General features: G+C 40.0%; 18 protein-coding genes and 1 pseudogene. 12 read left to right on the forward strand and 7 right to left on the reverse strand.

The annotated features are described in order from the left end of the window. Positions 1 to 17: 17 nt before the first annotated feature. A complete protein-coding gene (locus WG932_RS27655; protein ID WP_483086045.1) occupies positions 18 to 656 on the reverse strand; it encodes a prolyl oligopeptidase family serine peptidase in 639 nt (212 codons plus the stop codon). Beyond that, positions 623 to 1,910: pseudogene (locus WG932_RS27660) on the reverse strand (prolyl oligopeptidase family protein). Before WG932_RS27660 ends, WG932_RS27655 begins: the two are co-directional and overlap by 34 nt. A gap of 317 nt (positions 1,911 to 2,227) precedes the next feature. Here WG932_RS27660 and WG932_RS27665 point away from each other — a divergent pair. The 9 genes from WG932_RS27665 to WG932_RS27705 all read left to right on the forward strand — a co-directional run bounded on the left by WG932_RS27665 (position 2,228) and on the right by WG932_RS27705 (position 8,114). Next, entirely contained in the window at positions 2,228 to 2,962 is a 735-nt protein-coding gene (locus WG932_RS27665) for an acyl-CoA thioester hydrolase/BAAT C-terminal domain-containing protein (protein WP_483086046.1), read from the forward strand. Further along, entirely contained in the window at positions 2,950 to 3,195 is a 246-nt protein-coding gene (locus WG932_RS27670; protein ID WP_483086047.1) for a hypothetical protein, read from the forward strand. Before WG932_RS27665 ends, WG932_RS27670 begins: the two co-directional genes overlap by 13 nt. 205 nt (positions 3,196 to 3,400) lie before the next feature. Continuing rightward, complete coding sequence (locus tag WG932_RS27675) at positions 3,401 to 3,670, forward strand: TIGR03643 family protein (RefSeq protein ID WP_014020907.1); 270 nt, start codon at positions 3,401 to 3,403, stop codon at positions 3,668 to 3,670. Positions 3,671 to 3,867: 197 nt separating this feature from the next. Next, entirely contained in the window at positions 3,868 to 4,758 is an 891-nt protein-coding gene (locus WG932_RS27680) for an FAD-binding domain-containing protein (protein ID WP_483088731.1), read from the forward strand. Then, positions 4,755 to 4,898: a DUF2256 domain-containing protein gene (locus WG932_RS27685; RefSeq protein WP_339680073.1), complete on the forward strand. Its 144-nt coding sequence runs from the start codon at positions 4,755 to 4,757 to the stop codon at positions 4,896 to 4,898. Before WG932_RS27680 ends, WG932_RS27685 begins: the two co-directional genes overlap by 4 nt. Further along, complete coding sequence (locus tag WG932_RS27690; RefSeq protein ID WP_483086049.1) at positions 4,858 to 6,375, forward strand: cryptochrome/photolyase family protein; 1,518 nt, start codon at positions 4,858 to 4,860, stop codon at positions 6,373 to 6,375. The genes WG932_RS27685 and WG932_RS27690 overlap by 41 nt, the downstream gene beginning before the upstream one ends. Before the next feature lie 106 nt (positions 6,376 to 6,481). Further along, positions 6,482 to 6,715, forward strand: a complete 234-nt coding sequence (locus WG932_RS27695) for a hypothetical protein (RefSeq protein WP_483086050.1) — start codon at positions 6,482 to 6,484, stop codon at positions 6,713 to 6,715. Between the two features lie 451 nt (positions 6,716 to 7,166). Next, the gene (locus WG932_RS27700) at positions 7,167 to 7,637 is read left to right on the forward strand and encodes a hypothetical protein (protein ID WP_483086051.1); all 471 of its coding nucleotides are present in this window, start codon (positions 7,167 to 7,169) and stop codon (positions 7,635 to 7,637) included. A 21-nt stretch (positions 7,638 to 7,658) separates the two neighbouring features. Next, positions 7,659 to 8,114 carry a phage tail protein gene (locus tag WG932_RS27705; RefSeq protein ID WP_483086052.1) on the forward strand — a complete coding sequence of 152 codons (456 nt, stop codon included), beginning with the start codon at positions 7,659 to 7,661 and terminating at the stop codon, positions 8,112 to 8,114. A gap of 98 nt (positions 8,115 to 8,212) precedes the next feature. Here WG932_RS27705 and WG932_RS27710 read toward each other — a convergent pair whose 3' ends face one another. From WG932_RS27710 to WG932_RS27720, 3 genes are read right to left on the reverse strand one after another with little or no spacing between them, the layout of a single operon-like run. After that, positions 8,213 to 8,416, reverse strand: a complete 204-nt coding sequence (locus WG932_RS27710; RefSeq protein WP_483086053.1) for a helicase-related protein — start codon at positions 8,414 to 8,416, stop codon at positions 8,213 to 8,215. Then, the gene (locus WG932_RS27715) at positions 8,413 to 8,616 is read right to left on the reverse strand and encodes a C-terminal helicase domain-containing protein (RefSeq protein WP_483086054.1); all 204 of its coding nucleotides are present in this window, start codon (positions 8,614 to 8,616) and stop codon (positions 8,413 to 8,415) included. Before WG932_RS27715 ends, WG932_RS27710 begins: the two co-directional genes overlap by 4 nt. A gap of 14 nt (positions 8,617 to 8,630) precedes the next feature. Continuing rightward, a complete protein-coding gene (locus WG932_RS27720; protein ID WP_483086055.1) occupies positions 8,631 to 9,347 on the reverse strand; it encodes a DEAD/DEAH box helicase in 717 nt (238 codons plus the stop codon). A gap of 436 nt (positions 9,348 to 9,783) precedes the next feature. Between WG932_RS27720 and WG932_RS27725 the strand changes: the two genes are divergently transcribed. The 3 genes from WG932_RS27725 to WG932_RS27735 are packed head-to-tail and all read left to right on the forward strand — an operon-like array spanning position 9,784 to position 11,331. After that, positions 9,784 to 10,404 (forward strand): hypothetical protein, encoded by a 621-nt coding sequence (locus WG932_RS27725; RefSeq protein ID WP_483086056.1) that lies wholly within the window; start codon positions 9,784 to 9,786, stop codon positions 10,402 to 10,404. Beyond that, on the forward strand, positions 10,307 to 11,092 hold the full coding sequence (locus tag WG932_RS27730; RefSeq protein WP_483086057.1) for a S8 family serine peptidase: 786 nt from the start codon (positions 10,307 to 10,309) through the stop codon (positions 11,090 to 11,092). Before WG932_RS27725 ends, WG932_RS27730 begins: the two co-directional genes overlap by 98 nt. Positions 11,093 to 11,103: 11 nt before the next feature. Next, positions 11,104 to 11,331 carry a hypothetical protein gene (locus tag WG932_RS27735; RefSeq protein ID WP_014020916.1) on the forward strand — a complete coding sequence of 76 codons (228 nt, stop codon included), beginning with the start codon at positions 11,104 to 11,106 and terminating at the stop codon, positions 11,329 to 11,331. Positions 11,332 to 11,432: 101 nt separating this feature from the next. Here the strand turns inward: WG932_RS27735 and WG932_RS27740 are convergent, their stop codons facing one another. Both WG932_RS27740 and WG932_RS27745 read right to left on the reverse strand, forming a co-directional pair. After that, positions 11,433 to 11,618: a hypothetical protein gene (locus WG932_RS27740; RefSeq protein WP_483086058.1), complete on the reverse strand. Its 186-nt coding sequence runs from the start codon at positions 11,616 to 11,618 to the stop codon at positions 11,433 to 11,435. A gap of 20 nt (positions 11,619 to 11,638) precedes the next feature. Further along, positions 11,639 to 12,277, reverse strand: a complete 639-nt coding sequence (locus tag WG932_RS27745) for a mechanosensitive ion channel family protein (protein WP_483086060.1) — start codon at positions 12,275 to 12,277, stop codon at positions 11,639 to 11,641. Positions 12,278 to 12,411 lie beyond the last annotated feature (134 nt).

Below are 12,411 nucleotides of genomic sequence, written 5' to 3' on the forward strand. Positions count from 1 at the left end.
ATCCAACAACTCCAAAATTAATCTGTGCAGGTTCGGATGCTTATGTACATCTCTTCACTTTCATCTGCAGTTCCATAATCATAAGCCCATCCTGCTCCTGCAGTAAACTGATGGTACCTTAGCATGTCCATAACTCCCACAGCAGGCAAAGCCACTCTGGCAAGATCAGGTCTTTGGATCATCGTAGCACCCACAAGTAACCCACCATTGCTACCGCCTTTGATGGCTAAATAATCACTTGAAGTGTATCCTTCACGAATTAGATACTCTCCCGCAGCTATGAAATCATCAAATACATTTTGTTTCTGAAGCTTGGTGCCGGCCTTGTGCCAGTTTTCACCATATTCTCCACCTCCCCTGATATTAGGGACAGCATAAATACCACCGTTTTCTAACCATACGGTATTCGCTATGCTGAAAGCAGGTGTGAGGCTAATGTTAAAACCGCCATATCCGTACAATATCGTCGGGTTTTTGCCATTCAAGGCCAAGCCTTTTTTATGGGTGATGAGCATAGGTACCTTCGTGCTATCCTTGGAAGTGTAAAAAACCTGATGGCTTTCATAGGCTTCCGGATCAAAATCCAGTTGGGGTTGTCGGTAAAGTTTACTCTTCCCTTCTCTTATTGAATAACGATAAATGCTTCCCGGTTGCACATAGGAAGTGAAGGAATAATAAATGCTGTCTTGCGTTTTTTGGAGGAGAAACCACTAACAGTACCTGCTCCGGGCAGTTCGATTCTGCTTTCTTCCTTGCCTTCATAGTCATATTGGCGAATTTCGCTGATGGCGTCTTTTAAGTAAGTAGCAAATAGCTTCCCACCCCTTTGGATACTTGCATGACTTCTTCTTGTTCAGGAATAAGCACCTGCCATTTTTGCGGTTCGGGGTTGTTCAGGTCAATTTTTACCAGTTGGTTGTTGGGTGCATCCTTGTTGGTTTGGACCAATAGCCAGCCTTCCCGATGATCCAAAACGCCATGGTTGTTGTCCATATTGGCTACAATGGGCTTAATGATATTGCCTGCTTTGCTTAAATCTTTGATGTACAATTCGTTTCCTGTGGTGCTGTTAGCAGCACTGATAACAAGGACTTGACCATCCTCTGTAACAGTCCCTGAAACATACCTTTTAGGTGTTTCATCATTTCCAAATACCAATACATCTTCGGCCTGTGTGGTACCCAATTCGTGGAAATAAAGCCTGTGATCATTGGTCACCGCAGAAAGCTTGGATCCGTCAGGTTGGGCATAGGTACTGTAGTAAAAGCCTTTTTTCCTTCCCATGAAATGCCTGTGAATTTGGCATCCTTGATTTGATCTTTTAGTAAGGTCTTGCTTTCGGTGTCCATGACATAGATGTCCCTCCAATCCGATCCTGCGACTGAAAAAGCATAAGCAAATAAACTTCCATCTTTGGTGAAGGCAATACTGGACAAGGAAGTGCTGCCATCTTCAGACAGCTTATTGGGATCCAAAAAAACTTCTTCATTTTCTTCATCCCGTGATCTGTACAGCACAGACTGATTTTGCAGCCCGTCATTTTTAAAGTAGTAAGTCCATTCACCGTAGAAAAATGGAGCCCCTACTTTCTCATAATTCCATACTTTTTCAAGTCTTTCTCTGATAGCCTCTCTAAAAGGGATTTTATGAAGGTAATCAAAAGTGACTTTATTTTGGGCGATCACCCATTCTTTGGTGTTTTCAGCATAATCGTCCTCCAGCCATCGGTAAGGATCTGCTACTTCTTCACCCCAATACAAGTCAACGTGATTAGATTTTTGAGTAATTGGATATTCCACAGGTATAGGTTTGAAATGGTTTTCATTAGTACAGGCCAAGGTCAGAATTGTCAGACACAATAGCCTTTTGTTTTTCAATTTTGGTAATAATATAAAGCCGTTTTGCATCATTTTCCTTTTTATGGCATTGACATAGACAATGGCGATTATAAATACATCATTCTTTAAATTTAGGTATTTATTTTTTTGTGTTCAGGTAATTTTAGAAAAAGGAAGAACCGTAAATGTTAATATTTAGACAGATATTAGGAGCGTCGCTACTTGGCTGATTGAAAAATGAGGCAAACCTTTATGAAGGAAACCAATTATCACTACAATAAATACCGTCACTTAAAAAGTGAATAAAGTTGGCAGTAAATTTTTTGTCTTTGCTAATTTTGAAAACAAAAGCCAAGCTGTTTTACCTACTTATCTATCTGAAAATAATCATGAAATATAAAAAGTACATTTTAATTGTTGGAATGCTACTCCTCCTATTAGGTGGCTACTTTATTGCTGACAAGCTGCTTTTCAGTGGGGTTAAACCGAGAGCTATAGATGGGAGTGGTTTTCAAGCAAATTTCTTTGCCAAGGAAAGCATTAAGAATAGCCCCACAGTGATCTTGGTAGGTGGAGGACAGTGGGGAGATTATTGGGGCCAACAATTTGCTCAACAGGGCTTGGTTGGATTGTCGCTACCTTATATAGGAAAGGAAGGATTGCCAGAATTGCCGGAAGAAATTGAGTTGACCTATTTTGAAAATGTCCTCACTTGGCTTAAAGCACAAACAGAGGTTAATCCAAACAAAATAGTGGTGATGGGTGCTTCAAGAAATGCTGAATTAGCGCTGGTGCTTGCCTCAGTATTCCCCAAACACATTCGTGGTGTGGTGGCTTATGCCCCAAGTGCTGTGTCTTGGTCAAATACAGTTCTGCCCTACAATTCCAATGAAATAAAAGCGAGTTGGAAATACAAAGGAATTGATATTCCTTATCTTCCTATGGATAAAATCAAGGGAAATAAGACCAGTAAAATTGAGATGGAAGGCTATTGGTTGGATGGATTGGCGAAAAAAGATTTACTTCAAAAAGCCATGATCAAGGTAGAAAAGATTAACGGACCTATCCTGCTTTTTCCGGAAGAGATGACAAGGTCTGGCCATCCTCAGTCATGGCAGACTTGATAGAAAAGAGATTGGCTGAACATGACTTTGAGCATGCCTTTCTGAATATTAAATATGACAATGCGGGACATTTAATTGCTAATAACCCTGAGCATAAAGAGCGCCTTAGAGCCGGAAGGGTCAACATTGATGGAAAAGAGTATGCTTATGAATTTGGCGGGACTGAGGATGGTGATTTCAAAGCAAAACAAGAAGCCAAAATAAAGTTGATGGAATTCATTGATAAGTTATAAATTAAAAGAATTGACCTGTACAAAGAGGGATGTTACAGGGACGGAACCATTTCCGTATAAAAACCTTCAAATCTAATTTTTTGAGATAAAAGAGAAATGTTTGGAGACTGGGAGATGAAGTTCAAATTTTTTCACCAAACATTGCATGAAAAGTATCTTCTCAATTCCAAAACAACCCGAGCACGAATCAGTTATATCCTAAGAAATGACAGGAACTGATACAGATAGAATTATCGAAATGGCATGGGAAGATAAAACGCCATTTGAAGCCATACGAGCTCAATTTGGGCTTTCGGAAGCCGAAGTGATTGTTTGCATGCGCAGGGAATTAAAACCCAGTTCATTCAGGAACTGGAGAAAGCGTGTGAACAGTGGCACAAGTCAAAAACATCTTCTCAAGAGAAATGGGGCCATAAACCGTTTTAAATCTTCCAGGCAAAGAGCGATTTCCAACAATAAAATTTCAAAAAGATAGCCTTTCCAACCGACATAGAAGCCATAAGAAAGCGGATTACAGCAATAGACCCTGTACGCTATGCCCAATCCCGGAATTATGGAGATGGAGCGGTTACCCGCCTGAGTCCATATATTTCTAGGGGTGTAATCAGTACTAGACAGGTTTATGAACACATCATTTCCTTAGAAAGGGCAGAAGAAAATTCCGAAAAACTTATTCAGGAACTTGCCTGGAGAGATTATTGGCAGCAGGTATGGATAGCCAAAGGAGAGGCCATCCATACAGACCTGAAGCAGGAGCAAAAGCCAGTTTCAAATTATCAGGTGCCAAAGGCTATTGTTGAGGCGTCCACTGGTATCGAGGTGGTAGATGAGGCCATCAGAGAATTGTATGAAACCGGCTATATGCACAATCATATGCGCATGTATGTGGCAGCCATTTGTTGCAATATGGGACATTCCCATTGGTTGACCCCTGCAAAATGGATGTATTCACATCTTTTGGATGGGGATATTGCCAGTAACCAGCTCAGTTGGCAATGGGTTGCAGGAACCTTTTCCAATAAGAAGTATTATGCCAACCAGGAAAACATCAATAGATTTTTTCACAGTGTGCAGCAGCATACTTTTCTGGATGTTCCCTACGAGCATTTTGAGAGCATGGAAATTCCCAATGTATTGAATGACAATATTGCTTTAAAAGTAGACCTTCATTTACCGAAATTGGAAAACCCTCCTGTATTGGCAGACCAAGTTACCCTTGTCTACAACTACTATAACTTAGATCCTGATTGGCATAAGGGGGAAAGTTTCCAGCGGGTGCTCCTTCTGGAACCCTCCCTATTAGAGAAATTCCCTGTCTATCAAAAATGTATCGATTTTGTAATTGGTTTGTCTGAAAATATTCCGGGTATACAGTTGTATGTAGGGGAGTTTAAGGAGCTTCTGGCCCAAATAAGCCCAGAGAAAATCACTTATAAAGAACATCCGCTCAATAGACATTATGAAGGTCACCAAGAATCCCGGGAATGGCTTATTACAGTCACAGGTTACTATCCTTCCTTTTTCTCCTTTTGGAAGAAGTGTAAGAAAGAACTGTTAAAATGAAGAAAAGAGACCTTCCCAGCAAAATTTGTTTGACTTGTAAACGCCCGTTTAGCTGGCGCAAAAAGTGGGAAAGGGATTGGGAGCATGTGAAATACTGCAGTGAAAAATGCAAACGAAATAAAAGCCATGAAAGTCATTAATATTGTTTTTCCACATCAGCTTTTTGAAAATAGCGAACTTATAAAAAATGGACATGAGACTTACCTGATAGAAGAGTACCTTTTCTTCCGGCAGTACAAATTTCACAAGCAGAAAATAACCTTTCATCGAGCTTCCATGAAGGCTTATGAAAAATACCTTCAAGACCTTAAAATTAAGATCCAATATATAGCTTCTGACGATGCCTTGTCTGATATCAGAAAATTTCACCAGGAAATTGAAGTTAAAGGGATTGAGACAATCCGCCTTATAGACCCTGTCGATGATTGGTTGATGCAGCGCATTCAAAGTCTCTCCCAATACTGTGAAGTCAAGGTTTTTCCAAGTCCACAATTTTTGAACAATGAAGAAGAGCTGGACGATTTCTTTCGAAAGGATAAAAAATCATTTTTGCAGGCCACCTTTTACAAGCAGCAACGCAAAAGACTTGGAATACTGATCGATGAAGAGCAAAACCCCATGGGAGGGCAATGGTCTTATGATGCGGAAAACAGGAGGAAATTCCCCAAAGGGAAAACACCTCCTGCTATTAATTTCCCCGAAAAATCAAAGGTATGGGAAGAGGCCTGTGCCTATACAAAAAAATGGTTCGGCGATAATCCAGGTGATGTTTCCAAAGACAGGATTTATCCAATCAATCATAAAGAAGCAAAAGATTGGCTTGAGCAGTTTTTAACTTATCGCTTTCATGATTTTGGCAAATACGAAGACGCTATACTAAAAGAGCCTTCATTTATCAACCACAGCCTGCTTTCACCATTAATGAATAGCGGCTTGATTTTGCCTGCTGAAGTTGTGAAAGAGGCCCTTTCCTTCGCAGAAGAAGAGGGAATACCTATCAATTCTACGGAGGGATTTATTCGGCAAATCATTGGCTGGCGTGAATTTATTCGAGGGATGTATCTCTGCAAGGGTAGGTATTCGCGTACCCGTAACTTCTGGAAGTTCAAAAGAAAAATACCCCAATCTTTTTATGAGGGGACCACTGGAATAGTGCCTGTAGACCAAACCATTAAAAAGGTGCTTCAGACCGGTTACTGCCACCATATTGAAAGGCTAATGGTTCTTGGGAACTTCATGCTCCTTTGTGAGTTTGATCCCGATGCCGTTTACCTTTGGTTTATGGAACTGTTTATTGATGCTTATGACTGGGTGATGGTGCCCAATGTGTATGGCATGTGTCTCTTTGCTGATGGAGGAACTTTTGCAACCAAACCCTATATCGGAGGATCAAATTATATCAAAAAGATGAGCAATTATCCCGGAGGAGAATGGGAGGAAGTATGGGACGGTATGTTTTGGCGGTTTGTCATGAAACAGGAGGATTTTTTCCGGAAGAATCACCGAACTAATATGCTGGTATATTCCCTTGATAAAATGGATAAAGACAAACAACAGACTCATCTTGACAATGCCGAATCTTTTATCAAGAACAAGTTGGGAGGAGAGGCTGAGTGACTGGTTATTAGTGAAACCCAATAAAGTTGTTAGAATTTAAGGCTGGCAATTGAACGTTGGGTATTTGGGCATTTGATTTCTAAGGGGAATTTCCGAAATTTAGAACATGGAATCTTTAGACAATTTAAAAAATAGATTGATAGACAGGATCATGGTTTCTGAAAATGAGAAATTGTTGGAAGCGTTAGAAAGTATTCTGAACTCGACCGAAACCGAAGAACGGTTGGCCCTCAATTCCTATCATATCGAAATGCTCCTAATGAGTGAGAAGGACATTGAAAACGGTAATTTATTTTCGGAGGCTGACCTTATAAAAGTAGATTCGGAATGGATGGATTGATTCTACTCTGGACCCGAAGCCTAAGAAGCTATTTTTAATCAAAACCGGAAATTTGAAAAACCGGCAGCTTGTTGACTTAATAAGGAACAACGCTTTGGTTATCATGAACGCCTTGAACAAAACAGTTTTATTGAGCTAAGTAACGAAGGTATCACCGAACATGAATAGCGCTTTTAAGTATAGAGGGAAATAGCCTCCCCCTAAAGTAGATCCAAGGCTTCGCTCTTTTACAGGGGTTGCCATCAATTCTGAATAATCTGATCTTTATGGATGCGGATGACTTTCCTTTTAAAAATAACGTGTTATAGCATTCATAACTAGATCATTCCCAAAACGTAAAAGAAGAAGGCCTAAAAGCCCGTTTTCCTACTGCATTGCCCTAAAATTAGATGGAGATTGATAGATAAATCTGTATCTTGTACTATCAGAATAAACCTAAATTCCTCCACTAATGAAATACAAGCAATCGCAGTTTGGATGGGTTGTAATTATATTGTTTACACTTATGGTAGCTTTTCTCTGCCTGGCCTATGCCTTTCAGTGGGGGAACAATCCACTTCCTTTTGTTCCTTTTCTAGCATTGAGTTCAATTTTTGTGATATTAGGGCTAATGCTTTACAAACTTACGGTAGAAGTTAAGGCCACTACGCTCAGACTGTCCTATGGGATAGGACTGATAAACCTCAAATTTGAAATCGATGAACTGGAGGAAACGGAGATTATCAGGGTACCATGGTACTATGGTATTGGAATCAGGATCACCCCAAAGGGTATGCTATACAGCATACATGGATGGAAAGCATTGCGGATTAAGTACAAAAGCAAAGGGAAAAGTAAAAGGGTGATGGTAGGAACTGCTGAGCCGGAACTGCTAAAAAAGTCCTGGAACACAATTGCAAAAAGTAATTCCAAACTTAGATAAAACATATACAATCAGAAAAATATGGCAGGAGAAAAGCAGGATTCAGTTTGGCCACAACCTAAGTTTTACTTTAGGGTCAAGTTTGAAACTTTAAGTGAGACATTTTCTTTTCAGGAAATATCAGGTTTGGATCCCGAAGTAGCGTATTTGGAATACAGAAAGAGCGAAAGCAAGTCCATTTCTGCCTTTAAATTACCGGGAAAATCAAAACTTTCGAATGTAACCCTAAGAAAAGGTGTTTTTTCAGATGCAAAGGAATTTTACAATTGGTTTAATTCCGTTAAAGTGGGTACTGCAAGGCGAGAAAATGTCATTATCGAATTGTTAGATGAATCCGGAAATCCTTCAATGACCTGGTCCCTATCCAATGCCTGGGTCAGCAAAGCCACCGGATTTGACCTTAATTCGAATACAGAGGAAGTAGCCATTGAAACAATAGAACTGGTTTATGATGGATTGACAATCATTACCAAATAGGCTATTTTATTTCATTTACCATTTGCTGTCGTACAAGTCTTGAATTACTTTTAGACATCCTTTTTCTTTGAGTGAAAGCGTTTTTAGCGAAACATCAATTAGAAATCCATGGTTTCGCTATCCACCATATTAATAAAGCGCTTCATTTTTTTCAAGATCACTTTAAAGTGATGGATTTCCTCTCTTGTTACAAAAGAGATGGCCAAACCTTCTTCCTTGGCTCTCCCTGTTCGCCCTACCCGGTGTACAAAGTCCTTAGGAGAGCGTGGCAATTCATAATTAATTACATAAGGGAGTTTCAAAAATCAATTCCTCTGGCAATTAGATCGGTAGCAACCAGCACGGGTGTTTCCCCTGATTTAAATTGGTCCAAGGCCTTTAATCGGGCAAATTGGCTCTTTTTTCCATGTATGGATAAGGCAGGGATGCCATTTTTTTGCAATTTATTGGCCACCTTATCCGCCTTGATTCCGGAGGAGGTAAAGATCAAAACCTGTTTCATGTCATTTTCTTTGATCAGGTGTCTGAGCAGTGGTCCTTTTTTTCATCACTAACGAAATAGCCGGATAAATTGATTGATTCCACGTCTTCAACCTTGTCCTCAACCTTAACTACTACCGGATCCAAAAGTAAAACCCGGTTTATTCCTGACAATTGGTCGCTTAGAGTCGCTGAAAACAATAAATTTTGCCTTTTCTTTGGTAGTAGATCAAAAATCTCTTCCATTTCCTTATGGAAGCCGAGGTTCAGCATTTTATCTGCCTCATCCAATACCAATGTGGAGACTTTGGAAAGGTCTATGGCAGCGGAACTTTGTAAGTCAAGCAAACGTCCGGGAGTTGCTACCAATATATCAACGCCAAAAAGGCCTTTCATCTGAGGATTGATCGAAACACCACCATATACTGCCATGGATTTGACAGGGATGGGGGATTTGAGGGACAATTCTTTAAATACTTCCACTACTTGAATGGCCAATTCTCTTGATGGGACCAAGACCAAAACTTTCGGTTGCCGGCTCTTTTTAGCTTGTTTTCCACCTATCAAATGGTTTATTATAGGGGCTACGTAGCTTACTGTTTTTCCAGAACCTGTTTTGGCAATGCCTAGTAGGTCCTTTCCCTGAATAATAACAGGAATGGCTTGCTCTTGTATGGGGGTAGGAGTCGTATAGCCTAAGGAAGAAATATTTTCAAGAAGGGTAGGGTGGAGCTTGAGTTTTGCAAAAGACATGGTTCAAATTTATAGTAAATGGATTAGGAATTTAATTGACTTAAAAGCGGGTTAAAAATAAAGTAAAGCCAATAAAAAAGGTTACACTCTATTAATTGTATACTATTTTAGGGTAGTGTTTGTTTGTATAGCATTCGTGAAGCCATTCAAATTTAAAATTAAGCAATTGAACCTGAAAAATATAATCTTTTGAATGCCTACATAAATATTAATCCACTCCACTCTCTTATTTCAAGTACCTTATGATTTTTTGTGGATTGGAAGGAAGAATTACTTTTTGACCAAAGCTGCTATTTGATTGGGAATAATAATTAATGGTGCAGAAATTCAATGAGTTAGATGTTTTTTTTCTATTGAATTTTCTCAAATTAATGATTACCTTAACAAGGATAATAGTTTTTTTATTGAAGAATTAAGCCTTTAACCAATAGCCCTTATGGATCCATATTTTAACAACCAAGCTGCATCAGGCCAAAAGCCTGAGTTTACCGGTAAAAAACTAGTATTGCTTCATCCTGAAGCTAGTTTTGAAAATATTAATGAAGAAGCTAGTGGTGCTGCATTGAGGTTGGCACCCTCCGGTGAGTATAAAAATAAGGAGGGGGACTACACCAAAGCTTTTGATGAAGGAGACGGAATTGTATTTGAAAAATTTAATGTTGCCGTAATCAATGCAGATCATGATGAACAGGTGAATAGCCTGATGGCTGCAAGACAGTCTTTCCAATATATGGAGCCTGAGCGTTATGTATATACCTTAGATTCTCCCGGCCGAGGGAATTTAGGTATGCTGTTGTGGAATTTTATTTGTCAAATTTTTGGAATTAAAAAGCCTGAGGATGTTCCTAAAAATCCTCCGGTGGTAAAACCCCCGAATTTTGAAAACGACGACAAAGCCTATTGGGCGGTACATGCGTTGAATGCTTTGCAAAGTCAGAAAACGGGCAAAAGGTCGCCATTTGGCCATTTTAGATACAGGCATGAATCTGGCACATCCGGATTTTCAAAATCGGACCATTGTATCCAAATCATTTATAGCGGGAGAAACTGTGGATGATTTAAACGGACATGGCACCCATTGTGCAGGGATAGCTACAGGAGGGGTAAATAGTACAACGGGTATTCGCTATGGTGCAGCAAGTGAAGCTTCACTTTATGCCGGAAAAGTTTTGTCCAATAAAGGGGTAGGTAGTGACAGTGGAATATTGGCCGGTATGGAGTGGGCTGTAAACAATGGATGTAAGGTAATATCTATGTCCTTGGGAGCGTCGGTAGGTGAAAATACCAGGTATTCCAATATTTACAACGACTTGGCCAAAAGGTCTATGGATATGGGAACACTAATTATTGCCGCAGCCGGAAATGACAGCCAAAGGAGTCAGGGTACCATTATGCCGGTAAATCATCCCGGAAATTGTCCCAATATTATGGCAGTAGGTGCTTTGGATAAAAACTCAGCTGTAGCCAATTTTTCATGTGGTGGGCTTAACCCCGATGGAGGAAGTGTGGACATTGCCGGACCTGGGGTAGAGATTTACAGTGCATGGAAAAAACCACAAGAATATGCGGTCATCAGTGGTACAAGTATGGCTACGCCTTATGTGGCAGGAGTGGCGGCAATGCTTTGGGAGGCATACCCCTCTGCAAGTGCTATGGAGATATGGGAAAAACTCACCGATAGTGCCAGAAACGTTGGTTTGCCGGGAAGGGATGCCGGAGCAGGTTTGGTGCAAGCACCACAATAAATGATACAGACATGAAAAAGAATTTTATCGCATCTGTTGAAGACAATGCTACAGGAGATATAGAGCAGATAGCCGGCCAATTGAGGCAACAAGGCTGTACAATTAAGCAAGTTTTAAAGTTTTCGGGAATTATCACCGGCTGTAGCTCGGGAAAAGAAGGACGCCTTGAAGATTTAAAAATCTCCGGAATCAAGCATATCGAAGAAGACCGAGAGCTGGGAGCTTTAGGAGAGGAGTAAATGCTTGAATCAAAAATTTTTCTAACGGATACTTATAGCGGGTTCAATTTATTAAGTCTAGGGTAATGGATTTTAGTTTTGGTATTTGAAATTTAGGGGTATTATTGGCGATTTTTGACTTCAACAATGTCTCCGGGCAAGGTGAAGCCTTTCTCTTCCAGTCCGGTAAGCACTTTGATAATGGCTCTGGAATGAATTTTTGCGTCTATCTGATCACGGTTGTAGGTGTTCACCCAATAGGTAACTTTGACATTCAAGGTGGAGGAAGCCAGTTCCTTTACATACACTGTGGGCTTCCTTTCTCCACTTAAGACTCAGGGACAGACTCAATGAGCTCAGTAATGAGTTTTAGGGCAGCTTCATAGTCAGACCCATAATCCAAACCGACAATAAAGCTGTAGCTCAAGTAACCATCAATGGTAAAATTGATCATTGGGTTTTTTATAATAGAGGCATTCGGGATAAAAACATCCTTCCCATCTATGGTTTTGACTTGGGTGTCCCGTAAGTTCAATGCTCGAACCTTCCCACTAATACCATTGATTTCTACCATGTCACCGATTTTGAAAGGCCGTTTAAAGGCCAAGAGAATACCGGCAAGAAAATTTTCTCCAATATCTTTTAGTGCAAAACCTATAATAAATGCGGTTATTCCTGCTCCGGCAAGGAGACTATTGACTACCCCTGTAAGCCCTAAGAATCGTAGCAATAAGGCAAAGCCAAATAGCATAACCAAACTTTTGATGGAAGCACTAATAAAATTGGTAAGCAAGTGATCATCGGTTTTCTTACTCAGTCGATTACTGACTATCTTTTTTATCCACCTGGACAAGTAGATGAAAAAGATAAGGATTAAGATTGCGACAAGGATGGAGACAGCCAGTTGTTCTACACTTTCCAGATCACCCAATAGTATTCCTCGTAATTTTTCAAAAGCTTCCTTCAAAATTTAATTATTTTGGTTGGAAGTAAATTACCTAAAAATGATGCCAATTGGTAGTGCTTCTTTCTTTTTAGTGCATATAATTTATCAACCAAAAAGAAAGGTCTCAATTCAATGCGATTAAGACCTTTCTTGAG

This window comes from Cyclobacterium sp. SOCE241 (assembly GCF_056867545.1).

What these genes read in the sequence shown, in the direction of transcription:
- WG932_RS27735 (WP_014020916.1), top strand. Translation starts at nt 11,104, where the DNA reads ATGAAAAAGAATTTTATCGCATCTGTTGAAGACAATGCTACAGGAGAT.
- WG932_RS27700 (WP_483086051.1), top strand. Translation starts at nt 7,167, where the DNA reads ATGAAATACAAGCAATCGCAGTTTGGATGGGTTGTAATTATATTGTTT.
- WG932_RS27695 (WP_483086050.1), top strand. Translation starts at nt 6,482, where the DNA reads ATGGAATCTTTAGACAATTTAAAAAATAGATTGATAGACAGGATCATG.
- WG932_RS27720 (WP_483086055.1), bottom strand. Translation starts at nt 9,347, where the DNA reads ATGTCTTTTGCAAAACTCAAGCTCCACCCTACCCTTCTTGAAAATATT.
- WG932_RS27715 (WP_483086054.1), bottom strand. Translation starts at nt 8,616, where the DNA reads ATGAAACAGGTTTTGATCTTTACCTCCTCCGGAATCAAGGCGGATAAG.
- WG932_RS27705 (WP_483086052.1), top strand. Translation starts at nt 7,659, where the DNA reads ATGGCAGGAGAAAAGCAGGATTCAGTTTGGCCACAACCTAAGTTTTAC.
- WG932_RS27725 (WP_483086056.1), top strand. Translation starts at nt 9,784, where the DNA reads ATGGATCCATATTTTAACAACCAAGCTGCATCAGGCCAAAAGCCTGAG.
- WG932_RS27665 (WP_483086046.1), top strand. Translation starts at nt 2,228, where the DNA reads ATGAAATATAAAAAGTACATTTTAATTGTTGGAATGCTACTCCTCCTA.
- WG932_RS27670 (WP_483086047.1), top strand. Translation starts at nt 2,950, where the DNA reads ATGGCAGACTTGATAGAAAAGAGATTGGCTGAACATGACTTTGAGCAT.
- WG932_RS27675 (WP_014020907.1), top strand. Translation starts at nt 3,401, where the DNA reads ATGACAGGAACTGATACAGATAGAATTATCGAAATGGCATGGGAAGAT.
- WG932_RS27685 (WP_339680073.1), top strand. Translation starts at nt 4,755, where the DNA reads ATGAAGAAAAGAGACCTTCCCAGCAAAATTTGTTTGACTTGTAAACGC.